This is a genomic window from Vibrio nigripulchritudo ATCC 27043 (assembly GCF_000222685.1).
GTDB lineage: Bacteria > Pseudomonadota > Gammaproteobacteria > Enterobacterales > Vibrionaceae > Vibrio > Vibrio nigripulchritudo.
The window spans coordinates 1-24777 of record NZ_AFWJ01000283.1; the positions used below are offsets into that span (position 1 = coordinate 1).

Genomic DNA, 24777 nt, shown 5'->3' on the forward strand with positions numbered 1-24777 from the left:
CAGCTGGGAAAATACTGACGACATCATCGAAAAAGCATCGCAAGCACTCAAAGTTGCGAGAACTGAAAAGCAGAAGCAAGCCGAGACTAAACCCACTCGCCTTAAAGATCTGCCAAACCTGCGCTTGGGCACTGAACGAATGCTTAAAAAAGCAGGTATATCCTCTGTTCAAGAATTGCAGGATTATGGTTCAGTAGAAGCTTATAAAGCCATCAAGCAAACACATTCTAGTGATGTGGGGCTTGAGCTTCTATGGGCACTTGAAGGTGCTATCAAAGGAACTCATTGGTCTGTTATTCCTCAAGACAGGCGAGATGAATTGATGAAGCGTCTGAGCTAAGTAACCTTTTTAAGAAAGCCTCCTCTCGGAGGCTTTTTTATTGCTGCAATTCACAGTTTGGTGCAGAGCAACAAACCACACTCTCTAAACTCCTGTCATACTTAATATAACTCTAGGTCATTCGACCAAACCAAATAGGAATCATTATGAAGTTGTACTCTGCCTCGCTGCCTACAGAAGCCCACATTGTTTGCGAATTGCTAAAAGCGCAAGGGGTAGATGTGGAAGTACGAGGAGAAGGTTTGTTTGGTCTACAGGGAGAGTTGCCTTTTGGTTCCGATACAGAACCCTATATCTGGTTATTAAACGAATACCAGTACGACAAGGCAAAAACCATAGTCGATGCTTATCTAAACCAATCGGAGAACAGAGAGCAGCCCAACTGGTGCTGCCCTGAGTGTGATGAGTGGATTGAAGCGCAGTTTGGTGCCTGCTGGAAGTGCGGCTATCAGGTTAACGAGAGTGTTGACGAATAAACTCTATCGACTCTTCGTTAAAAATGTCCGGCTTTTCTACGTTACACACATGCCCACAATCTGGGATTTCAATCAGTGCGCTCTGCTTATGTACTTTGACCATCTCCTTGACCGGTCTTAAGAACATATAGTCTTTGTCACCCATCAGATAAAGAGTCGGAATAGGAAGCTCCTTCTCACGGAAATACTTCATCAGTGGGTTAACGTCTGCCGACAAGGTATACCAACGCTTAAATTCTTTCTGGCACAACTTCTTAGCTTCGCGGACAAACAGGTGCCGAGATTCTTTCTGGTTTCGCTGAGGCATTACGATATAGGCAAACAAGCTGTATAACCACATATACGGGATGATATGCTTACTCCAGTCCCCAACCTTCACCAACACCTGAGAACGGATGTCAAAACGCGTTACAGCGCCTCCCATCACCATGGTCGACACTCTTTCAGATGCCATTTCAGCGAGATTTCGGACAATGATGGTGCCCAATGACATTCCGACAAAATGCGCGGACTGAATCTTAAGATGATCCAATACCTGAAGAATATCCTGACAGATATCTTTGAAGGTATAGCTCTTTTTCATCAACCCCTGGAACAGGTTATTGGACTTGCCGTGACCTCTCAAGTCGATGAGTAATAGGTTGAAATGCTGCTTGTATGCCTTGATTTGCTTGAACCAAATCGAAGAACTGCCACCAGCACCATGAACAAAAACCACCCATTCAGAGCTGGTTGGGTGGGTATATACCTTATGAAATAACAATGAGTTAGACATCGCTTAACAATATTTTTTAAAACTTTCTTATTTTATTATCTAAAAGCTTACCACACTCTGAACAAATATGTGGTTTAAGCAGTATTCATCAAGCTTCATCAATCATGATTTGTTATGTGAACAAATGAAAGTATAGTAATTTCATATACTTAAGATAAGAAAAAGCCTCCCGTAAGGAGGCTTAACGTTATTTTGGCGTTTTTAATGGAGCAAGGCTGCCTGATACATATTGACGTATTCTTTGGCGGATGCGTCCCAACTAAACTCAGTATTCATCGCATTGAGCTGTACTCTGAGCATCTCTTCAGGCTGCTGAAAATAGAATATGAGTGCTCGTTGCATTGCTATAAGTAAGGCTTCCGGTGCAGGCTCCAAAAAACCAAACCCGGTTGCGTTGACCCTATCGGTATCATAGTCCGTTACCGTGTCTTTCAGTCCCCCGACCTCTCGAACGATTGGCAACGTACCATAAGCCATACTGTAGATCTGATTCAGACCGCAAGCTTCAAATTCAGAAGGCATAAGGAAGAAATCTGCCCCAGCCTCCACCAAGTGCGCCAGGCGATTATTGTATGCTTCAATAAATGCGAGTTTGTTGGGGAAGCGACGAGCTATCTCATGCAACTTGGCTGCAACCTGTGGCTCTCCCGTTCCAACAATCACTACTTGAGCATCATTCAGCAGAAACTGTTCAAGTATTGGCAGCAGATAGTGAAAACCTTTCTGATGTGTCAAACGGCAAACCATTCCAAAAACAGGAAGGTTCTGATTTACAGGAAGCCCCACTTCATTTTGAAGCTGGCGTTTGTTGAGCTGTTTTCCTTCTGCAATGCTAGAGGCACTAGCCTCGTAGTGATACTCCAGATATCTGTCAGTTCTTGGATCCCATTCACTGTAATCACAGCCATTCAGTATTCCGTATAGGTCGGCACTGCGATGAACAAAGTCATCCACCATCCCATGAGAACCCAGGGCAGTCATGAGCTCCGCAGCATAATTAGGGCTAACCGCATTCACCTTATCGGCATATGCCACACCGGCTCTAAGCATGCTGATGTGATCTTGTCCGTACTGGATATTTTCCAAACCAGACAAGTTAAGCTCCGGGATAATTTCCAAGTCGTGGTAGGAGTAAATCCCTTTAAAAATCGCGTTATGAACAGTTAAAACGCTTCGAATAGATTGAAAGCGTTCATCGTGCTCGTAACGGGTTTTTAGAAGGAAAGGCACAAGCCCTGTATGCCAGTCATTGGCATGGACAATATCTGGTTTTATGCCTAGCTTGGGCAGCATATCAAGGCACGCAGAAGCAAAGAATCCAAAACGCTCACCGTTATCAGGGTATGCCTGATTCGACTCAGCGTACAGTTCACTTCTATCAAAATACTGATGACATTCAACCGCAAAAACGGGAACCCCATCCAGATCTAACTTCTTAACCTGATATTTAACATGAGGCCAGAAATCAAGCTCTGTAGTCAGTATCACTTCTGCCTCTTCCCGCCCTGGTAACGTCCGATACCCGGGAATGGCGATAGATACATCGTGTCCCAATGTTTGTAGGGCTTTAGGCAGCGCTTTCGCTACATCAGCTAAACCGCCGCTTTTTACCAAACCTTCAGCTTCAGAAACCGTAAACCAGATATTCATACGATCCATCTTAGAACCCAACTTGTGTTCCTTTCTTGATGACGACAATGCCTTCCGGTGAGACATGAAAACGTTGAGAATCCAATTCTAAGTCTTCGCCAATGACGGTTCCCGGTGCAATCTCGACATCCTTATCAATAATGGTTCGGCGTATTTTACAGCCCGCACCAATTTTTACATCACCTAGCAGAATCGATTCGCTGATAACGGAGCCGCTGGCAACGTTGCTTCGATATCCTAATACCGATTTATGGATAGATGACCCCTGAATGTAGCTGCCCCCCGACACTAAGCTGTCATTCACCCGAACTCGGCAGTCGTCGTTACTGTCGACAAAAGTTGCGGGTGGCAATGGCGGGTAGTAGGTATGAAGCGGCCAACTGCGGTTGTAGAGAGAGAACTCCGGATCTTTGTCCAGCAAATCCATATGTGCCGCCCAGTAAGAATCAATAGTTCCGACATCGCGCCAATAAGCGGTGGCACGCTCACCGTTAATTTTGTTGGTTGAGAAATCATATACGTATACCTCACCCGCCGGGAACATTTTTGGAATGATGTCTTTGCCAAAATCATGGCTTGAAGAACCATTATCGGCATCTTCGCGTAGTTCTTTTCCTAGGGCATCGGCTTCAAAAATGTAATTCCCCATAGAGACCAGCGCTTCATCTGGGCTACCCGGGATAGGTTTAGGGTTTTCCGGCTTTTCTTGGAAACCAATCATCTTCCCGTTTTTATCCACTTCAATCACGCCAAATTGCGATGCTTCTTTAAGTGGCATACGAAGAGCAGAAACCGTGAGCTTCGCTTCCATTCGCTTGTGGAAATCCAACATTTGTCGGATGTCCATTTTGTAGATGTGATCGGAGCCAAAGATGCACACCTGATCTGGCTGCGCAAGCTCTATAAAGCGAATGTTCTGATAGATGGCGTCTGCTGTTCCTTCGTACCAACGTTTTCCGTCGCGCATTTGCGCCGGAATCGGGTCGATAAACCTGTCAGTAATCCCCGACAAGTTCCAGCCTTTTTTCATGTGAAGGTAAAGGGATTGCGACTTAAACTGCGTAAGAACATAAATTCTCATTAAGTCTGCGTTTACGAAATTATTCAGAGCGAAGTCTATCAGACGATAACTTCCTCCAAATGGCACCGAGGGTTTACTGCGTGATTCTGTCAGAGGTCTTAATCTGGAGCCCTCTCCCCCCGCCAAAATCATTCCTAATACACCAGCCATTATTTATCTCCATATCTTATAGTTTTCAATCCGAACAATCAGAGAGAACCTCAAATCGTCGCGGCATACGTCCATGTGCTGAGACAGCATGCTGCCAAATGCCAAGACGACATTGCATCGCTAGCTTGAAAGCACAAAACAACATTTTGGGTGATCTCCGAAGAGATAACTGTCGCTCACATGGTGAGCCTGATCTGATAAAGCTAAGAGAATGGAATTTTGTTGATAAATTCCTCATCCCACCAAGCAAATCAAGCGAAAATACTGATATTGTTCATTTTTTTATAATTGCGCACATCTATATTTATACTTTATGGAATGCGCTTTATGAGCTCATTTTTAACTGATTGCATATGCAATTACAATCATTATTTTGCGATCCGTGACAACAAATGCGCAATCAACAGCAAACGTTTGCGCGTTGTAACCTAATCGTTAACTAATTGTTTTTAGCTGGTGCATCCTTGCACAACTTTTGTGCAAGCAATTCTCGAAAAGATATGGCATCTATGGGTGGACTGAAATAATAACCCTGGCTAAATTCGCACCTTTTCGCTTCAAGATATTCATATTGACTTAAGGTTTCGATACCTTCTGCAACCACGCTTAAACCCATGTTATGTGCGATAGAAATGATCGCATCCAGTAAAACAGTAGGTTCTCTAGGTTCATCAATTCTTGCTACAAAAGATCGATCGATCTTCAACTTAGTCAATGGCAATTCATTCAGGTAGCTGAGGCTTGAATATCCTGTTCCAAAATCATCTAGTGCAATTTTTATTCCCAGAGCTTTCAGTTCTCCTATTTTTGCAATGACGTCAGTATAACTTGCTAATAATGACGTTTCGGTGACTTCCAATGTGAGGTATTGGGGAGGTAGGTCGTAACGCTGAAGAATGTTCTTAATGTTGGCGACAAAATTCACATCATTGATCTGTAGAGCCGATAGGTTGACGGCGATATCTCGAATCTCTAGCCCTTCGTCAACCCAGGCTTTGAGCTGTGATACTGCCTGATCCAATACCCAATTTCCGATCTGAAGGATTAACCCTGAATCTTCAGCCACAGGAATAAAATGCGAAGGTGGAATCAGTCCTTTCTGCGGATGGTTCCACCTTACCAAAGCTTCTGCGGATTCGATGGTCTGTGTTTCAGTATTCAGGATAGGCTGAAATACCAAAGCGAATTCATTGTTTGAAATCGCACGTCTTAGTTCACTCTCAGTTTCAAACTGAGCACTGCCAATTTCAGACATCGAAGGTTGATAAAAATTGATGGTGCGATTTTTCTCTTTTTTACCAAAGAAGATGGCAAGGTCGGCAAAACGAATCAGTTCCGAAGGGGATTCTAGCGGGCGGTCTGACAAGGCAACACCACAATTTAACTGAGTGGAATAACTGCTGGTACCAAGCAATATGGGCTGCGCGATATCGGTGATCACTTCCTCTAGCCTTTTTGCAACCCGCTCTTCATCGATATAAGGAAGCACATAAATGAATTCATTCCCTCCCCACCTCGCGAAGCTTTCATCTCGCTGTATTTTGCCACTGACACGTTCTGAGAGCTCGACCAGCAGCATGTCGCCATATTCGTGCCCATAGTGATCATTAACAAGCTTAAAGCCTTTGATGTCTAACAGAGCTACAGCAAATTCCACCTTTTTAGACTGCCGATCGGAAATCAGCTGAAGCGCGGAATATCGGTTGGGTAAACCAGTCAGACTGTCGTAGCGAGCGTGATATTCAATCTCTCGCTGGTATTCTGCCTGCTGGGTTACATTCTCAAACAAGCCTAAAATACTCGATAGATCACCTGAGTCGTCGTATATGGCTGAAAAACACCAACGAAGCACTTTTTCGCTTCCCATTTCATCCCGATACCCGACCTCTATCCGTTTACTGCTGTCTTTGCCGTTTTGGTACAGCTTAAGAAACGGCTCGATCGACCATAAGTGACGCTTAAGCTGAACCGGTAGCTGAGCGATCTGTCGCCCCTCCACCTCATTTTGATTCATCTGAAAAATTTGTTCGCACAGCGTAGACCAGCGCTGGATTCGTAAATGAGTATCCCACTCCACCACTCCAAATGGCGAGTTGTCCAGCAAGCTGTTGATACGGTTGTATGCCTGACTGAGGTTGGATTCCTGCTCCATCAAGCGGTTTTTGAGTGCATCCTGCTCCTTCAAAACGTTATCAAATTGCTCACAGAATCCAGACAGTTCATCGAGTGTTGCAGAGCTACCAGATGTGCAGTCATTCACGTACTGACGGCTTCGACGTAGCAATTCAAAGGTTGGCTTAAGCACTGTGTTGGAAAAACCCCACCATATAATGGCGATAGCCAGTAGATAGCCAAAGAGCAAAAATAGAATATTGCCTGCTAAGTTTTCGACCACAATAGTGAAATAGCTTCGAGTCGAAAGTGAGATAACAATTTGAGGAGATGTGGTCACATTTGGCAGTAACGAACGTTGTTTCTCAATTCGTAGCGAGTCGTCGCTCACCACTTGTGAAGGGAGTAGTCCATTAGTTGCCAAAACCACCTGACGGCTATCCAGTAAGTTAATGGACGCCTTGTAAGGGATGTTCATTTGCGAAAGCTTGGTCTGCCACCAGTCAAAAGACAACTCTCCTGCTATCGCCGAACGGCTGCCTTTGTGAAACAACCCAAGGGGATAAGCAACTTGCAGAAAAGGTTTATGAGTTTTTTGATCGGTTAACACTTCGCCTACAGACAGCTTCTGATTCATTATGGCTTGCTGAACATAAATCTGATTGACTATCACTTGCGCATTTTCATGCAACTCAGTCGCCTGACAAATTTGTCCTGAGGTTGGAGAAGTAATGATCAGGTTGGAAAAGTAAGGGCTGAGCTGTAACCAGTGGCGCAGTGCATCCTGACAGTCCACTTGGTTTGTCATTAGCGTTTCGTATGAGTAGCTGATGGTATTTAAGAAACGTTCGGACTCCGCGAGCGTCAGAGCCTGTTCGCGCACCAGTTGTTCTGCCACACCCGATGCCCAGCGAGCAGCTGCAGATTTTTCCTGTAGGAACTGCCACCAAGAATTCGCGGCGATCAGCACGACAGCAGGAAACAGACCTATTGCTGTGATCAGCAATAATCTCGCTTTAAGCCTCAACCGCTCCCTCCTGTCCAACTGACGTTTGACACCGGCAAATGGAATTACATCTCGGGATTATTTTAAGTTTTGAAAATGAGAGTTTTTCGCATATGCCATGCTATTAATAAGTGTTAGCGAGGATAATACTTTCGTCAAACATGATAAGAAAAAGGCAGCCTATTGGCTGCCTTATAACTATTAGTATCAGTAAATTACGATTTTGGTTTCTTACGCTTATCCGTAATTTCCCACTTTCCATCGATGTAAAGGCCTGTCCAGCCGGAGGGTTTTCCATCAATTTCTGAGCGAACATAGTTTTCTTTAGACTTACGGCTAAAGCGCACTACTGTTGGTCGACCATCTGGATCGTGAGTCGGAGCTTCCGTCAGGTACTGGAACTTTGAGGAGATACGATCTTTAAATCGAACCAACTCTTCCACCAAAGGTGCTCTGGTTTCACGAGATTTCGGGAAGTTACTGGCAGCCATAAACAGACCTGATGCACCGTCACGCAGAACGAAGTAAGCGTCTGAGTTCTCACATGGCAGCTCTGGGAAGTGAACCGGATCTTCTTTAGGTGGTGCAACCTCACCATTTTTCAGAATCTTACGCGTGTTCTTACAGTCTTCCTGAGTACAGTCCATGTATTTACCGAAGCGACCATTCTTCAGCACCATATCGGCACCACACTTGTCACATTCAACGACAGGACCGTCGTAACCTTTCACTTTGAATTCACCGTGTTCAACGATGTATCCGTCACAGTTCGGATTATTACCACAAACATGCATTTTACGCTTGTCATCGATCAGATACGCATCCATTGCTGTTCCACAGCTAGGACAACGTTTCTTGGCGCGCAGGGCTGCTGTTTCAACGTCTTCTTCCAGAACGTTGATGATGCCCTCTTCATCGCCTAGGTTGATCGTAGTTTTACAACGCTCTTTCGGCGGTAAAGCATAACCGGAACAGCCAAGGAACACACCAGTGGAAGCAGTACGGATTCCCATCGGGCGAGAACACGTTGGGCACTCAATGTCAGTCAGAACGATGTGGTTTGGCTTCATACCACCCAAATCTTCTTCCAACTCTGCTTTTTCCAGATCGCCGGTAAAATCGCTAAAGAAGTTGTCTAGAACGCCTTTCCAGTTCGCATCGCCTTCTGCAATCTGGTCAAGCTTCTCTTCCATGCGAGCGGTGAAGTCGTAGTTCATCAGATCGTTGAAACTGTCGTCTAAACGGTCTGTAACGATTTCACCCATTTTTTCGGCATAGAAACGACGCTGATCGACTTTCACATAACCACGATCTTGAATGGTCGAAATGATAGAAGCGTAAGTCGAAGGACGACCAATGCCACGTTTCTCTAGCTCTTTGACCAATGCTGCTTCAGTGAAGCGCGCTGGCGGCTTAGTGAAGTGCTGCTTTGGATCAAGAGCAACCAGATCCAGCACGTCACCAATCTGAACCGCAGGAAGAATCTGATCTTCATTCTTACCCATTGGGCGCTGAACACGAGTCCAACCGTCAAACTTAAGAATTCGACCTTTGGCTTTCAGTGTGTATTCAGCTGCTTTCACGCTTAATGTTGTGGAATCGTACTGAGCAGGCGTCATCTGACAAGCAACAAACTGATTCCAGATTAACTGGTAAAGCTTGTGTGCGTCCTTCTCCATGCCCTGAAGATCGGCTTCGGTGACTTCAACACTAGAAGGACGAATCGCTTCGTGTGCTTCCTGAGCCCCTTCTTTACTGCCATACACAACTGGCTTAGCAGGTAGGTACTTGTCGCCGAATTCAGACGTGATAAAGCCACGAACGGCATCAACGGCTTCCGCACTCAAGTTGGTTGAGTCGGTACGCATATAAGTGATGTAACCCGCCTCATACAAGCGCTGAGCAAGCATCATGGTCTTCTTAACGCCATACCCTAGTCGTGTACTTGCAGCCTGTTGAAGGGTAGAAGTGATGTAAGGTGCAGACGGCTTACTCTTGGTTGGGCGGTCTTCGCGCTTACAAACTTCGTATTTCGCTTTTTCGAGATCCGAAACCGCAGACAGTGCCTGAGTTTCGTTAACTGGTTTAAAGGCTTCGCCATCTTTTTGCGCTACCTGCAAACGGAAATCGGTTTTATCCGCCGTTTTGGTATCAGCATGGATGTCCCAAAACTCTTCTGGGATAAATGCGTTAATTTCGCGTTCGCGCTCTACCAGCAGTTTTACCGCAACAGACTGAACTCGACCCGCAGATAAGCCACGAGCGACTTTCTTCCACAACAGCGGAGAAACCATAAAGCCCACAACACGGTCCATAAAACGGCGTGCTTGCTGAGCATTGACTCCATCAAGATTCAATTCACCTGGAGTTTCGAATGCCTGCTGAATGGCGTTTTTGGTAATTTCGTTGAAAACAACACGTTTATAGCGTTCTTCATCGCCACCGATGATCTCACGAAGGTGCCACGCAATGGCTTCTCCCTCGCGGTCCAAATCGGTTGCGAGATAAACGTGGTCTGCGTCTTTCGCTAATTTTTGCAGTTCAGAGACCACTTTTTCTTTACCAGGAAGAATTTGATAGTTCGCTTCCCAATCTTGGTATGGGTTGATCCCCATTTTCTTGATCAGTGCTTTACGATCTTTTTCTTTCTTGATACGAGCTTTCTCTTCAGCGCTCATACCTTTTGTCGACACTGCCGCTGCTTTTTTAGTGCCAGTGCTTTGGCCAGCGGTAGGAAGATCACGTACGTGTCCTACACTCGACTTAACTATATAGTCTTTACCAAGGTATTTATTAATGGTCTTTGCCTTGGCAGGTGACTCCACTATTACGAGAGATTTACCCATATCTGACTCAAACGTCCTCAAATTCGATTGTATGCATTTAGCGCACACCATTCTGATTCATTGCTTCTTTTTTTACTATTGTGCGAGTTTATAAGAAGGTCAACCAGTTTTTTACATTTCAATTCTGAGTGGTCGACAAGTGGTCGATCTGTAAAATGGCGTTGAATACGGCCACATCTCTCTTAAGATACGTAGCTCAGGCTAAATTTGCGCACATAGTAATCATGCGCGTTGCCATACACTAGAGAAAATGACGGATTTCTGTATTGGCTCACAAAAAAGAGACGATTTCATATTGGATTATTGTTGGGAATCTGGCTACCTGTCTTAATTAATCCTGTATTGAGGCAGCTCAATATTGACGGAACTTGAGGGCTTGCTATTTGTTGCTTAGGAATTACACTTCCCTCTTCTATATAAGAGGTGTTTTATGAGTTCTAAAAAGCCGATTTCTCAATTCGATTTGCTGCTTATCGCCAATTCCATTATTCAGGAACATGACAACTATATTGAAGGCATGCGTGCGGATAATGTAGAAGAAAAAGACGACGTTCTGATTTTCAAAGGACAGTACTTCTTAAACGATCAGGGATTACCGACAAAAAATACCCCTGCCGCTTTCAATATGTTCAAATATCTGGCTCATCAGCTTTCAAAAGAATTCACGTTAGAGAAATAGAGCTCGTTGACCGAATAAAAAACCCCAGCGATATGCTGGGGTTCCTTCAGATTCCTAAGACTACTGACTAAGCGATGATAGCTTGTCGAAGTAATCAGGAAATGTTTTCGAAGTACATTTCGGGTCATTGATGGTAACGGGCGTATCACTCAGCGCCACTAGTGAGAAACACATTGCCATACGGTGATCATCATAAGTATCGATGGCAGCATGTTTTAGCTCTGAAGTCGGGGTGATGATAATGTAATCCTCACCCTCTTCTACTTGCGCTCCCACTTTGCGCAACTCTGTCGCCATTGCCGATAAGCGATCGGTTTCTTTCACGCGCCAGTTGTAAACGTTGCGAATCGCAGTTGTCCCTTCAGCAAACAGAGCGGCAGTGGCAATAGTCATTGCCGCATCCGGAATGTGGTTGAAATCCAAATCCACGGCTTTCAATTCGCCTCGGCGAGAAATCACATAGTCATCTCCCCACTCGATTTCTGCACCCATTTTCTCAAGTGCATCAGCAAATTGAACGTCGCCCTGAATACTTTTTTTACCTATACCAGTGACCTTGATTTCGCCGCCTTTTATCGCCGCAGCAGCAAGGAAATAAGAAGCCGATGAGGCATCTCCTTCCACTAAGAAGTCTCCAGGAGAGCGATAGCTTTGACCAGCCGGAATCACGAAAGACTGGTAGTTGTTGTTTTCCACCTTAACACCAAATTGCGTCATGATATGTAGAGTGATATCGATGTAAGGCTTAGAAACAAGATCGCCAATAATATCAATTTGAATCTGATCTTGTGCCAGTGGAGCAGACATCAAAAATGCAGTTAAAAACTGGCTTGAAATTGACCCGTCAATTTCTACTTTGCCGCCTTTCAGACCAGTACCTTTGATTTTCAGTGGTGGATAATTTTCATTCTCCAGATACTCAATGTCAGCACCCGCAGTTTTAAGTGCATCCACCAAGTGACCAATCGGTCTCTCCTTCATTCTTGGTTCGCCAGTAAGTACATACTCGCCGCTTCCCAGACACAACGCCGCAGCCAATGGGCGCATCGCCGTTCCCGCGTTTCCAAGGAAAAGTTCCTGCGCTTCTTCAGTGTGAAAACTGCCACCCAGACCTTCTACCTCACATACCGTCTTATCTTCGGACAATTGATATGTAACGCCTAACTTAGTCAATGCATTCAACATATGTCGAATGTCATCACTATCGAGGAGGTTAGTTAGACGGGTTTTGCCAGATGCCAGAGCAGCAAGCAAAAGGGCGCGATTTGAAACACTTTTTGAGCCAGGTAAGTTGACCTCACCAGAAACGAGAGAAATGGGTTGTAACGTAAGGCTTTCCATTGATGTTGATTATTCCTGCATAGTCTCGCACGTCCGAATGCGAGTTTTTATTTTTCGTGCTAGCAGACTAACCAAAAACACTGGGCTTGGCTAGGGGCTCGTACCCAGAAGTAACGGTGATTTTCACCTACTGAAAAAATCAGTAGGTTTTGTCCACCCGAACGCCGTTATCAAAGTAAAGAATTCTGACGGAATCACCCCGGGTAAAAAGCATATTGGGGTCTACGTCCTGAATAACGTTAATTAACTCGCCTTTTTCCGTATCGATCAAAATCTCCACCAATTTGTGCTCGATTCGATAGACTTCGTTCGCTTTGTTGTGAGCGATACTGCCTCCCGCGACCGCACCAACAACGGTGGCAACCTGCTTGCCTGTACCTCCACCAAATTGATTGCCGATTAGACCGCCAATAGTTGCACCTGCTAAAGTCTCCCACCCCGAAGATTTAGATTTAATGATTTGTTGTTCAGTAATATAGCGAACGCTGTCTACTTGACCGAACACAACTTCATTTACCGTTCTGGCTTGATTTCTCTGGTACCCTGCCTGCACAAAAACAGGAATTATTAATAACAATAGCAATATCTTTCTCATTATAATTCTCCCAAATTCTGCCAAAATAGTTGATATGAAGATTTTTCTACCTGAGCTGAGCACCGATCGACAAAGCTTCCCGCCTACACATCAGGCGCTGGACAACCCAGATGGGTTGATCGCTATGGGGGGCGACTTACATCCAGACAGATTGATGTCAGCTTATCGACAAGGCATTTTCCCTTGGTATAGCCACAATGAACCTATTTTATGGTGGAGTCCAAGTATTCGCGCCATCTTCGATCCTAAGACATTCAAACCTGCGAAAAGTCTCAAAAAATATTTTCGCAAATCCGGTTACACAGTCACTATCAATCGAGCAACAGAGAGAGTGATCACTCTTTGTGCTGAAACCCGTTCACCTGAAGAAACCTGGCTAGTCGAAGAGATGGGAGACGCATATAAGCGGCTTGCGTCACTGGGTCATGTTCATTCTGTGGAAGTTTGGCTCAAAGACCAGATTGTGGGTGGATTATATGGTGTAGAAATTGGACAAGTCTTTTGTGGAGAGTCTATGTTTAGCATACAGCCGAATGCTTCAAAAATAGCTCTGTGGCACTTTTGCCACCACTTTCAGCAAAATGGAGGAGTGCTGATCGACTGCCAGCTTATGAATGCGCATTTGCAATCTTTGGGTGCGATGGAATGCAACCGGGCAAACTTTTTAGATAAGCTGAAAAATTTAAATTCCAGACGCGTTTCTCAGCAGTGTTATCGCCCCCAGATACTTGAAAGTCCGATTTCAGGGGAGTTGTTGTGAATCAGAAAGATCAAACGCTTATCCGTATAGGAATGACGGAATCGCACGACTGCAGTTACCTTTCCGAACAACAGGAAAGGGTTGCTGTCGTTCTGGATGATGTATTACACACGTGCTCAGGATACGAACTTCTGATGGCAAATGGATTCCGTCGCAGCGGAAATGCCATCTACAAGCCTCAATGTGATCAATGTAATGCCTGCCAGTCGCTTCGTGTCGCTGTGGCAGATTTTGTGCCCTCCAAAAGCCAAAAAAGGCTTAAAAACAAAGCCAAAGGCATACATTGGGAAATGAAGAACACGCTCGACGAAAACTGGTTTGACGTTTACGCCGAATACATCAATCACCGGCACAAGAGCGGGACCATGTACCCTCCAAGAAAAAAGGATTTTTTTGACTTTGCTCAGAACGAGTGGCTCAACACTCAGTTTTTGCATGTTTACCAAGATGAAACACTTATTGGCGTTGCTGTTACGGACGTAATGTCCAATAGTGCATCCGCATTTTATACTTTCTACAATCCACATTCGGAGCTCTCTTTAGGGACACTTTGCGTATTATTCCAACTGGAATACTGCAAAAAGAGCGGAAAGCAGTGGTTATATCTCGGCTATCAGATCGATGAATGTCAGGCCATGAATTACAAAGTACGCTTTCATCCTCATCAAAGGCTAGTAAATCATCGGTGGCAGGGTTAGAATACGCCGCAACTTTACTTTTTATTGTTTTAGCGGCAAAATTCGGTCGTTAAAAATTTCAGCCAAATTTCTAAAGAGGATTAAATGGCCAAAGAAGACGTAATTGAGATGCAAGGCACTGTTCTTGATACTCTGCCAAACACTATGTTCCGTGTTGAGCTAGAAAACGGTCACGTAGTAACTGCACACATCTCCGGTAAAATGCGTAAGAACTACATCCGTATTCTTACTGGTGACAAAGTAACTGTAGAGATGACTCCATACGATCTATCAAAAGGTCGTATCGTCTTCCGCGCTCGTTAATTCTCGAGTCTTTACAAAAAACGGAGCTATTTAGCTCCGTTTTTTGCGTTTACTGTTAGTCACATTTATTCACAGCAACTGATAAACCTGATGCGCTAATTCGAGCACTGGATTGGCTTGTGTTACCTGACTGTAGTTACCTGCGGTTGTAACAATAACCGCATTCTTATTCGGAATAACAATCACATACTGTTCTCCATGCCCAAGTGCAGCGAAAGCAGAGGAAAACTGCGGCAATTGCCAGAAATGCATCCCGTAGCCCATCATGCCTCTCGTAAACTCACTCACCTTTATCTTTTCAACCCAATGAGGCTGGATAATCTGTTTTCCTTCCCAAGCTCCATCATTAAGTAACATCAGACCAAACTTGCCCATGGATTCGCTATCTGTCATCAAACCCCAATCGGCTCCAGGCTCTCCAGAACCCAACTGATTTATCCATCTGTAATTGTCGATTCCCAACGGCTCAAATAGCTTTTCTCGCATTACTGTCGCGAACGGTTTCTCGTAAATGCGTTCTATTACCTTGGACAAGCCAATAGTAGAAAGGCCGCTGTAACAAAAGCGGCTGCCCGGTTCAAATTTGAGAGGAGTCCCCAGGAACATGGCTTTGAGATCTTTAGCTGAGTAATGACGGTGGAATGGGTTCGCAAGACCATAGGGCATTGCATGCTCGTTGAGCGCGTATCCAGTCGACATATTCAAAATGTGCCGGACCGTAATAGCCATCTTATCCTGGGCATCCTCCTCCTGATATTCAGGGAACAAGCTGAAAACGGGCACATCTAGGCTTTCTAGTCGTCCCTCATCAATTGCCATAAAAATCAGTGTCGCTACAAATGATTTTGTTACCGAGTGGACATTATGAAGGGCGTCACGCCCGATAGGCACCTTTGACATCTGAATATGACCGTGTTGCCCACCCCCCTCCCGGAATACTTCGAGAAGCTTCTTATTGTCTTGCCAGACCACCAAAGCGTGTAAATTGTTAGCTTGGTTGTTTTCAATTCTTTCGATGATGCCAGAGAACTTTTCTGGAGCCAGAACCACTTCCGTTTTGTCTTCACCACAAGCAGCCAAAAAGAAGATTAACAGTAAACAAAACCACCTGTGCATACTTATATTTCCACGTAATTTCAAAGAGTTCTTAGGGTCAACAGACCCTAGACTTACACAGTAAACTTAAAGGTTAGATTAAGACAGAATGAAGGTTTCTCACTGCGAGACAAACAACAGAAAGTGTATTTTGCGGGCATAAAAAAATGCGCCTTAAAGGCGCATTTTTGTTAGAACGATTTAATTAATGGGGAACGGCTTCTTTTTTGTTTTCGTAGTCGAAAACAAGTTCGTCGTCTTTGAGTGTGACTCTAACAGTGCCACCATCAACCAACGAGCCAAACAGAAGTTCGTTCGCCAAAGGCTTCTTAAGGTTTTCCTGAATGACACGAGCCATTGGTCGCGCCCCCATTGTCTTATCGTAGCCTTTGTGAGCCAACCAATGGCGAGCATCTTCTGACACTTCCATTGACACACCACGTGAGTCGAGCTGAGCCTGAAGTTCGACAATAAACTTGTCGACAACCTGGTGAATAACACTTTCATCCAAGCTGTTGAACCAGATGATGTTATCCAGACGATTCCGGAATTCAGGAGTGAAGACTTTCTTAATTTCACCCATCGCATCATGGCTGTGATCTTGCTGAATCAAACCAATCGACTTCTTAACCGTTTCTGCAACACCAGCGTTCGTTGTCATAACCAGAATCACATTGCGGAAATCCGCTTTGCGACCGTTGTTGTCTGTCAACGTACCGTTATCCATAACTTGCAACAGCAAGTTGAAGATATCTGGGTGTGCTTTCTCGATCTCATCCAGAAGCACTACCGAGTGCGGATGTTTGATAACTGCATCCGTCAGCAGACCACCCTGATCGTATCCCACGTAACCAGGAGGAGCACCAATCAAGCGGCTCACGGAGTGACGCTCACCGTATTCAGACATGTCAAAGCGCAGTAGCTCAACACCAAGTAAGTTGGACAGCTGAACGGTAACCTCCGTCTTACCTACCCCTGTAGGACCAGCGAATAGGAAAGAACCGACAGGTTTGTTGTCTGCTCCTAATCCCGCACGGCTCAGTTTAATGGCTTCGCTCAACACCTCGATGGCAGGATCCTGACCAAATACCAGCATCTTCATCTTCTCATCTAGATTCAGAAGGATATCTTTGTCAGAAGAAGAAACCGATTTTTCCGGAATGCGAGCCATTTTGGCAACCATATTCTCAATATCGGAAACACCCACCGTCTTCTTACGACGACTTGCCGGAGCCAGACGACTGCGTGCACCAGCTTCGTCAATCACATCAATGGCTTTGTCGGGTAAATGACGCTCATTGATGTATTTAGCCGAAAGTTCAACCGCTGCGCGTAGCGCTTGCTTGGTGTAGCGAACTTCATGGTGCGCTTCGTATTTTGGTTTGAGACCCATCAAGATCTTAGTTGTGTCATCTAGCGATGGTTCAACAATATCGATCTTCTGGAAGCGGCGTGATAGTGCGCGCTCTTTCTCAAAAATGTTGCTGTATTCCTGATAAGTGGTAGAACCAATGCAACGAAGCTTGCCGCTACTTAACAATGGTTTAATCAGGTTGGCGGCATCAACTTGCCCGCCAGATGCCGCACCTGCACCGATGATTGTATGGATTTCATCGATAAACAGAATTGCGTCATCTTCTTTTTCTAGCTGTTTCAAGATGGCTTTAAAGCGTTTCTCGAAATCACCGCGGTACTTAGTACCTGCCAGCAACGAACCGATATCCAGCGAATAAATAACGCTGTCTTTAATCACTTCAGGTACTTGCCCTTCAACGATTCGCCATGCCAGACCTTCCGCGATAGCGGTTTTACCAACCCCTGCTTCACCGACAAGCAATGGATTGTTTTTACGGCGGCGGCAAAGCACCTGAATGGTGCGTTCAAGCTCTTTATCGCGACCAATCAGCGGGTCGATGTGACCTTGTTTTGCGATTTGGTTTAGATTCGTAGCAAAGTTTTCTAAACGTTCTTCTGAATTGCCTTCATCGGATGAAGACTCTTCACCAAACACGTTTGAAGAGGAATCTTCTTCATTGTTTTGAGGTGATTTACTGATTCCATGCGAAATGTAATTAACGATATCCAAGCGGCTGATGTCGTTTTTCTTAAGTAGATACGCCGCGTGAGACTCTTGTTCGCTGAAAATAGCAACTAAAACATTTGCACCAGTGACTTCACTGCGTCCAGATGACTGAACGTGGAAGACCGCGCGTTGGAGTACACGTTGAAAACTTAATGTAGGCTGAGTTTCTCTTGTCTCATCGTTTTCTGGAATGAGAGGTGTGGTTTGATCGATAAATGTGTCAAGTTCCTGACGAAGAACTTCCAGGTCAGCTTGGCACGCTTTTAGTGCTTCTTGTGCAGCGTCGTTGTCGAGTAGCGCGAGGAGCAGATGTTCAACGGTCATGAATTCATGGCGTTTGTCTCTCGCACGAGCAAAAGCACTATTAAGGCTCGACTCTAGTTCTTTATTTAGCATAAGTACCTCCCCAAAGAACAACCTATGTTGCTCAAGCAAGCTTTATGCCTGCTCCATTGTACATAACAGCGGATGCTCATTCTCTTTTGAGTACATAGTGACTTGCGCCACCTTTGTCTCCGCAACTTCGGCAGTAAAAGTACCGCAGATTGCTTTCCCTTCGTAATGCACTTTGAGCATCACTTGTGTTGCCTTTTCCAAATCCATTGAAAAGAAACGTTCGAGTATTTCAATCACAAAATCCATTGGCGTGTAGTCGTCATTGTTGAGTATGACATTGTACATAGCCGGCGGTTTTACCTGTGTTTTTTCCTTCTCCAGTAAATCTGAGTCTGGAGTGACCCATTGGTATTGTTTGCTCATTATTTCGTCGGTTTTCAGGAGGTTTGAGATTCAAGGATGTTGCCCGAATATCACCCTCTACTTAAGACTAATGCACCAATTGTATCCCTGCAAATAAAACATTGCCATTGGTGACCTTCAAAGTTTAGGTAGATTTTTAACTGAGAAAAATATCACCGGAAATGTCCACAACAACATTATTGTCAATATGCACCTTAGTTATAATTTTGTTAATCTCAAAAATGAAATCTTTGTCAAATTGTTAGATTTTATTACTGCAAACTATTGACTGGGCTTATCCATTGACTAAATTGTGTTCTTGGTGGCTAAAAATTTAGCAATTGCTGAATTGATAGTCATAGCAATATGATGCATCAATATTGATAGATACAGCTGCGTCGACGTAAACAACATCAGTTACTAAAAATGCATGAGGGATGTATAGCATGGCTACAGGTACAGTGAAGTGGTTTAATAACGCCAAAGGATTTGGGTTTATCTGTCCGGAAGGAGAAGAAGGCGATATTTTCGCACACTACTCAACAATAAAAATGGACGGATACCGTACCCTAAAAGCTGGTCAACCAGTCAACTACGAAGTTGAACAAGGTCCAAAAGGCTTCCATGCAAGCTCTGTTGTTCCAATTGAAGGCGATCAAGCCAAATAATTGGAATTCAGAGTATAAGAAACCCGCGTTAAGCGGGTTTCTTTGTTTTTGTCTCTTACTAATTACAAAAGACTTATTCTCTAAATAGAACGGCTACTTCAGCACGCTAAGTAGCCGGATTCTATTAAACAGCGTCAACAATGCCGTTTAGTAGGTCGCTTGGACGCATAAGAGGAGCTGCTTTCGCATCTTCTGGCGCGTAATAACCGCCTAGCTCACCGACAACACCTTGAGCGTCATTCAATTGATTCACAATAGCGTCTTCATTTTCAGCCATTTGCTTGGCAATTGGACCAAACTGAGTTGACAGCTCTGCATCATCAGATTGCTCTGCCAGTGCTTTCGCCCAATAAGAAGCTAAGTAGAAGTGGCTACCACGGTTATCCAACTCACCCACTTTACGTGATGGTGACTTGTTGTTGTCCAGGAATTCACCCGTCGCTTTGTCTAGCGCATCAGCAAGAACCTGTGCTTTCTTGTTACCTGTCACGTTACTCAGGTGCTCAAGTGAAGCCGCCAGTGCAAGGAACTCACCCAGAGAATCCCAACGTAAGTGGTTTTCTTTTTCAACTTGCTGAACGTGCTTAGGCGCTGAACCACCCGCACCGGTTTCAAACAGACCACCACCATTCATAAGTGGAACGATAGAAAGCATCTTGGCAGATGTACCTAGCTCCAGAATTGGGAACAAGTCTGTCAGGTAGTCACGCAGTACGTTACCTGTTACAGAAATGGTATCCAGGCCGTCTTTAATACGAACCAAAGAGAATTTCGTTGCTTCAAGAGGAGAAAGGATCTTGATTTCCAAACCAGAAGTATTGTGTTCAGGCAGGTACGCATTTACTTTCTTGATAAGCTCTGCATCGTGTGCACGGCTTTCATCCAGCCAGAATACCGCTGGTGCGCCAGTTGCACGAGCACGGTTCACAGCCAGTTTCACCCAGTCCTGAATTGGTGCGTCTTTAACCTGACACATACGGAAGATGTCGCCTTCCTCTACATCCTGCTCGATCAGAACAGTACCAGCAGAATCTACTACACGAACTTTACCTGCCGCCTGTTGAATGAATGTCTTGTCGTGCGAACCGTATTCTTCCGCTTTCTGAGCCATCAGACCCACGTTTGGAACGCTACCCATAGTAGTTGGATCGAACGCACCATTTTCTTTACAGAATTCGATAACAGCCTGATAAACACTTGCGTAGCTGCGATCCGGGATCATTGCTTTAGTGTCTTTCAGCTTGCCATCTGGTCCCCACATTTGACCAGAAGAACGAAGCATCGCTGGCATAGAAGCATCAACAATCACATCACTTGGAACGTGTAGGTTCGTGATACCACGATCTGAATCAACCATCGCCAATGCCGGACGAGTTTCGTATACCGCCTGAAGCGCAGCTTTGATTTCTTCTTGCTGTGCTTCTGGTAGAGAAGTGATCTTCGCGTAAACGTCACCGATACCGTTGTTTACGTCAACACCAAGCTGCTCGAAAACGTCCTGGTACTTGTCGAATACTTCTTTGTAGTAAACGCGTACAGCATGACCGAAGATAACTGGATCAGACACCTTCATCATGGTTGCTTTCATGTGAAGAGAAAGCAGTACATCTTGTTCTTTGGCTTCTTCAATTTCTTTCTCGAAGAATGAAACCAGAGCCGCTTTGTTCATTACAGACGCATCGATGATTTCCTGGTCTTGAAGAGCAAACTCGCTCTTAAGCACTTTGACTTCACCGTCTGTGCCTACAAATTCAATACGAACGTTTGTTGCACCATTAATGGTGACTGATTTTTCGCTGCCAAAGAAATCGTTGCCAGACATGCTTGCAACGTGCGACTTAGATTCAGCACTCCAAGCACCCATTGAATGAGGGTTTTTCTTCGCGTAATTCTTAACAGAAGCTGGAGCACGACGATCTGAGTTACCTTCACGAAGAACTGGGTTTACTGCACTACCTTTGATTTTGTCGTATACCGCTTTAACTTTGGCTTCTTCGTCTGTTTTTGGTTCTTCAGGGTAGTTAGGAAGCGCGTAGCCTTTTGCTTGAAGTTCTTTAATCGCCGCTTGCAACTGAGGTACAGATGCAGAAATGTTAGGAAGTTTAATGATGTTTGCTTCAGGTGTTTTTGCCAGTTCGCCCAGCTCAGACAGAGCATCACCAATACGTTGCTCTTCAGTTAAGTAGTCAGGGAAGTTTGCAATAATACGCCCTGCTAGTGAAATGTCCCTTGTTTCGACGTTGATATCAGATGATGAAGTAAACGCGCGGATAATAGGCAGTAGCGAATATGTTGCCAAAGCGGGTGCTTCATCAGTGATGGTATAAATAATAGTAGGCTTAGTTGTTGGCATGAAATTTCCCTATATATCTGACAGTCTCTATTGGATGAGAAATAGGTCTGCATTAATGAATCGTCAGTCAGTCCGTACTACATCCTCCTATGGCTGACCGCGATTGGTTATCCAAACTCCTTCTAAGGTCTTCGACCCTAATAGTGCTTCTTATTGTAGTCTACCTGCTTACCTGTTCCGGTAATTTGACCAACAGGAAGCACTGCCTCAGTTTGGTAACACGTACACATCCTCTTTATCATAATTAATGGCAAGGGTGTCGTGCTTGTATCCAGTGCCGGATACCGTACTCACGTAAAACTAAACAAACAAAAGTGTTTAGTCTATCATTCAGTTCGTGATTCCTGTTTTTTGGCGCGCAAATCATAGCCCAATCACAAATGAAGTTAAACTTTCACCCACAGTTCGTTTACATTTTTGCAAGGTAGTTAACATGTCTTTTCGCTCTCGCAGCGTAAAATCAAAGAGTTCCGGCTCTTCTCGCACCCAATCTTTTAAAACAAATTCTAAAAATCGCTCAAAAAAATCGCGAAAACCCACGCAAAAAATCGCTACTGTGTCGGCTGAAGACAGAAAGATCCTCATCTTCAATAAACCTTTCGATACTCTGAGTCAGTTTACCGATGGAGAGGGCAGAAAAACGCTTGCCGATTATATTTCGGTTAAAGAGGTATATGCCGCAGGTCGCCTGGACAGAGATAGCGAAGGCTTGATGGTGCTGACCAATGACGGAATTCTTCAGGCCAAACTCACTCAGCCTAAATCCAAATCGCCAAAAACCTACTGGGTTCAGGTTGAAGGAGCACCAACAGAAGCGGATTTGGATAAACTACGAAAAGGCGTTGAATTAAAAGACGGCATGACACTTCCTGCTCAAATCGAGATCATGGAAGAGCCAAAGGTTTGGGATCGTCACCCTCCGGTTCGCTTTAGAGCATCCATTCCCACCAGCTGGCTTGCCATCACCATTATTGAAGGACGAAACCGACAAGTGCGCCGTATGACAGCCAACATTGGCTACCCTACTCTTCGGCTCATTCGTTACTCAATGGGTAACTGGACTGTAGGTGATCTTCAGCCAGGTGAATGGAAATTCGTCACGTTGTAGTTCGAGGATGCCTTTTTGTAAGTCACTGATGCCTTTATTGATGGTTAAGTCGACAGGCTTTTTGTGATTTAACTCTCGGATCTGTATCCAGCAAATTCTTTCTGTTAGAATCTGCCCCCAAGCAATTTAAGTGGTATAACCAATGTCAGATAACAGCCAAAAGAAAGTGATCGTCGGTATGTCCGGCGGCGTTGATTCCTCTGTGTCCGCCTATCTTCTAAAACAACAAGGCTACCAAGTCGAAGGTTTGTTTATGAAGAACTGGGAAGAAGACGACAACGAGGAATACTGCACGGCAGCAGAAGACCTTGCCGATGCACAGGCTGTATGTGACAAACTGGGTATCCACCTGCACACCATTAACTTTGCTGCCGAATACTGGGACAACGTATTTGAGTACTTCCTCGCGGAATACAAAGCGGGTCGTACGCCAAACCCAGATATTCTGTGTAACAAAGAAATCAAATTCAAAGCGTTTCTGGAATTTGCCGATGAAGTCCTCGACGCGGACTACATTGCCATGGGTCACTATGTTCGTCGTACCTTCCCAACAGCAGAAGGCGAACAGCCTCAGATGCTTCGTGGCTTGGATGGCAACAAAGACCAGAGCTACTTCCTTTATACGTTAAGCTCCGACCAAATCGCGCGCAGCCTGTTCCCTGTTGGTGAACTAGAGAAACCTGAAGTTCGTCGTATTGCCGAAGAACAAGACCTGATCACCGCGAAAAAGAAAGATTCTACGGGTATCTGTTTCATTGGAGAGCGTAAGTTTACTGATTTCCTTTCTCGTTACTTGCCAGCACAACCGGGCAAAATCGAAACGCCTGAAGGCAAAGAAATTGGCGAACATCAAGGCTTGATGTACCACACGCTTGGTCAGCGCAAAGGTCTGCATATTGGTGGACAAAAAGGCGGTGGCGGCAACGAAGCTGCATGGTATGTCGCCGACAAAGACTTAAAACGTAATGTGCTTATTGCGGTTCAGGGAAGCGATCATCCATTATTAAAATCAAATGGGTTAATCGCATCTCAGCTTCACTGGGTAGATCGCTTAGCGATCAAGCAACCGATGTCCTGTACGGTGAAAACGCGCTATCGTCAGCAAGACATTCCTTGTACTATCATCCCCGTCGACGATGAAACCATTAAAGTCATCTTTGATGAACCGCAAGTCGCTGTCACTCCAGGTCAATCTGCTGTCTTCTATAAAGATGATGTCTGCCTGGGCGGCGGCATTATAGAAGAACGAATTTGATAATTAAGGAGCACTTACGTGGCTAATACACTTTATGACCGTACCATTGCTTTTGCTGGCATGTGCCAAGCGGTAGCGCTGATGCAAGATATCGCAAAAGAGGGTCACTGTGATAAAGACGCGTTTGAGACTTCTATAAAAGCTATTCTGAACACCAATCCTTCCAATACGTTGGCAGTATTTGGCGATGAGTCAAACTTAAAAACAGGGTTAGAGTGCCTGGAAAAAGGCATCGACAGCACACCAGCAGGCAGTGAAGTCACTCGATACCTTATCTCTCTTATGGCGCTGGAACGCAAACTCAGCGCCCGCCGCGACTCGTTGTCACAGCTTGGTGACCGCATTCAAATGGCTCAACGCCAAACCGAACATTTTGATCTGTTTGATGACAACATGATCAGCAACCTTGCCAGCATTTACCTTGACGTGATCAGCCCAATTGGTCCACGAATTCAGGTCACTGGTACCCCTTCAGTTTTACAGCAAACCGCTAACCAGCATAAAGTCCGCGCACTATTACTTTCGGGTATTCGATGTGCAGTACTTTGGCGCCAGACCGGCGGTAAGCGTCGCCACTTAATCTTTGGTCGCAAGAGCATGCTCGAGCAGGCCCAAATTCTGCTGGCACGAATTTAACTTAACAAATCACTCAGATATTCAGGAGA

21 protein-coding genes are annotated in these 24777 nt (G+C 44.9%); 10 read left to right on the forward strand and 11 right to left on the reverse strand.

Annotation, left to right across the window (positions count from 1 at the left end; all coding sequences use genetic code 11):
* Both RH89_RS21745 and RH89_RS21750 read left to right on the forward strand, forming a co-directional pair.
* The coding region (locus RH89_RS21745; protein ID WP_004406537.1) for a TfoX/Sxy family protein at positions 1 to 340 on the forward strand (340 nt) is incomplete at its 5' end.
* 146 nt (positions 341 to 486) lie between these two features.
* A complete protein-coding gene (locus tag RH89_RS21750) occupies positions 487 to 816 on the forward strand; it encodes a putative signal transducing protein (protein WP_004406539.1) in 330 nt (109 codons plus the stop codon).
* Here RH89_RS21750 and RH89_RS21755 read toward each other — a convergent pair.
* The 5 genes from RH89_RS21755 to topA all read right to left on the reverse strand — a co-directional run bounded on the left by RH89_RS21755 (position 794) and on the right by topA (position 10436).
* Positions 794 to 1591 (reverse strand): alpha/beta fold hydrolase, encoded by a 798-nt coding sequence (locus RH89_RS21755; RefSeq protein WP_004406541.1) that lies wholly within the window; start codon positions 1589 to 1591, stop codon positions 794 to 796. The two genes, RH89_RS21750 and RH89_RS21755, sit on opposite strands and share 23 nt — an antisense overlap.
* A 201-nt stretch (positions 1592 to 1792) precedes the next feature.
* Entirely contained in the window at positions 1793 to 3250 is a 1458-nt protein-coding gene (glgA, locus tag RH89_RS21760) for a glycogen synthase GlgA (RefSeq protein ID WP_038146980.1), read from the reverse strand.
* Position 3251: 1 nt separating this feature from the next.
* On the reverse strand, positions 3252 to 4472 hold the full coding sequence (gene glgC / locus RH89_RS21765) for a glucose-1-phosphate adenylyltransferase (RefSeq protein ID WP_004406545.1): 1221 nt from the start codon (positions 4470 to 4472) through the stop codon (positions 3252 to 3254).
* Positions 4473 to 4911: 439 nt separating this feature from the next.
* On the reverse strand, positions 4912 to 7611 hold the full coding sequence (locus RH89_RS28870) for an EAL domain-containing protein (protein ID WP_004406546.1): 2700 nt from the start codon (positions 7609 to 7611) through the stop codon (positions 4912 to 4914).
* Positions 7612 to 7805: 194 nt separating this feature from the next.
* On the reverse strand, positions 7806 to 10436 hold the full coding sequence (gene topA, locus RH89_RS21775; RefSeq protein WP_004406549.1) for a type I DNA topoisomerase: 2631 nt from the start codon (positions 10434 to 10436) through the stop codon (positions 7806 to 7808).
* A 430-nt stretch (positions 10437 to 10866) separates the two neighbouring features.
* Here topA and RH89_RS21780 point away from each other — a divergent pair, with 430 nt between their 5' ends.
* Positions 10867 to 11115 (forward strand): YciN family protein, encoded by a 249-nt coding sequence (locus RH89_RS21780; protein ID WP_004406550.1) that lies wholly within the window; start codon positions 10867 to 10869, stop codon positions 11113 to 11115.
* A 60-nt stretch (positions 11116 to 11175) separates the two neighbouring features.
* On the opposite strand, the gene aroA is transcribed toward RH89_RS21780, so the two are convergent.
* Positions 11176 to 12456: a 3-phosphoshikimate 1-carboxyvinyltransferase gene (gene aroA / locus RH89_RS21785; protein WP_004406551.1), complete on the reverse strand. Its 1281-nt coding sequence runs from the start codon at positions 12454 to 12456 to the stop codon at positions 11176 to 11178.
* Positions 12457 to 12595: 139 nt separating this feature from the next.
* Complete coding sequence (locus RH89_RS21790; RefSeq protein ID WP_004406553.1) at positions 12596 to 13051, reverse strand: outer membrane lipoprotein; 456 nt, start codon at positions 13049 to 13051, stop codon at positions 12596 to 12598.
* Positions 13052 to 13085: 34 nt separating this feature from the next.
* Here RH89_RS21790 and aat point away from each other — a divergent pair, with 34 nt between their 5' ends.
* The 3 genes from aat to infA all read left to right on the forward strand — a co-directional run bounded on the left by aat (position 13086) and on the right by infA (position 14812).
* Positions 13086 to 13811 (forward strand): leucyl/phenylalanyl-tRNA--protein transferase, encoded by a 726-nt coding sequence (gene aat, locus RH89_RS21795; protein ID WP_004406557.1) that lies wholly within the window; start codon positions 13086 to 13088, stop codon positions 13809 to 13811.
* Positions 13808 to 14509 carry an arginyltransferase gene (locus tag RH89_RS21800; RefSeq protein ID WP_004406558.1) on the forward strand — a complete coding sequence of 234 codons (702 nt, stop codon included), beginning with the start codon at positions 13808 to 13810 and terminating at the stop codon, positions 14507 to 14509. The genes aat and RH89_RS21800 overlap by 4 nt, the downstream gene beginning before the upstream one ends.
* Positions 14510 to 14593: 84 nt before the next feature.
* Positions 14594 to 14812 (forward strand): translation initiation factor IF-1, encoded by a 219-nt coding sequence (gene infA, locus RH89_RS21805; protein ID WP_001040192.1) that lies wholly within the window; start codon positions 14594 to 14596, stop codon positions 14810 to 14812.
* A 69-nt stretch (positions 14813 to 14881) separates the two neighbouring features.
* On the opposite strand, the gene RH89_RS21810 is transcribed toward infA, so the two are convergent.
* The 3 genes from RH89_RS21810 to clpS form a co-directional block, all read right to left on the reverse strand.
* Positions 14882 to 15928, reverse strand: a complete 1047-nt coding sequence (locus tag RH89_RS21810; protein WP_004406668.1) for a serine hydrolase domain-containing protein — start codon at positions 15926 to 15928, stop codon at positions 14882 to 14884.
* 184 nt (positions 15929 to 16112) lie between these two features.
* Positions 16113 to 18386 (reverse strand): ATP-dependent Clp protease ATP-binding subunit ClpA, encoded by a 2274-nt coding sequence (gene clpA, locus RH89_RS21815; RefSeq protein WP_004406671.1) that lies wholly within the window; start codon positions 18384 to 18386, stop codon positions 16113 to 16115.
* 42 nt (positions 18387 to 18428) lie between these two features.
* A complete protein-coding gene (gene clpS, locus RH89_RS21820) occupies positions 18429 to 18749 on the reverse strand; it encodes an ATP-dependent Clp protease adapter ClpS (RefSeq protein ID WP_004406672.1) in 321 nt (106 codons plus the stop codon).
* 425 nt (positions 18750 to 19174) lie between these two features.
* Between clpS and cspD the strand changes: the two genes are divergently transcribed.
* A complete protein-coding gene (gene cspD, locus RH89_RS21825; protein WP_004406675.1) occupies positions 19175 to 19396 on the forward strand; it encodes a cold shock domain-containing protein CspD in 222 nt (73 codons plus the stop codon).
* 124 nt (positions 19397 to 19520) lie between these two features.
* Here the strand turns inward: cspD and RH89_RS21830 are convergent, their stop codons facing one another.
* Entirely contained in the window at positions 19521 to 21749 is a 2229-nt protein-coding gene (locus RH89_RS21830; RefSeq protein WP_004406676.1) for an NADP-dependent isocitrate dehydrogenase, read from the reverse strand.
* A gap of 433 nt (positions 21750 to 22182) precedes the next feature.
* Here RH89_RS21830 and RH89_RS21835 point away from each other — a divergent pair, with 433 nt between their 5' ends.
* From RH89_RS21835 to hflD, 3 genes are all read left to right on the forward strand, one after another.
* On the forward strand, positions 22183 to 22857 hold the full coding sequence (locus RH89_RS21835) for a pseudouridine synthase (RefSeq protein WP_004406677.1): 675 nt from the start codon (positions 22183 to 22185) through the stop codon (positions 22855 to 22857).
* Positions 22858 to 22999: 142 nt separating this feature from the next.
* Positions 23000 to 24112, forward strand: coding sequence for a tRNA 2-thiouridine(34) synthase MnmA (gene mnmA, locus RH89_RS21840; protein ID WP_004406680.1), 1113 nt, complete (start codon positions 23000 to 23002; stop codon positions 24110 to 24112).
* A gap of 18 nt (positions 24113 to 24130) precedes the next feature.
* Positions 24131 to 24748, forward strand: a complete 618-nt coding sequence (gene hflD, locus RH89_RS21845) for a high frequency lysogenization protein HflD (protein ID WP_004406683.1) — start codon at positions 24131 to 24133, stop codon at positions 24746 to 24748.
* Positions 24749 to 24777 lie beyond the last annotated feature (29 nt).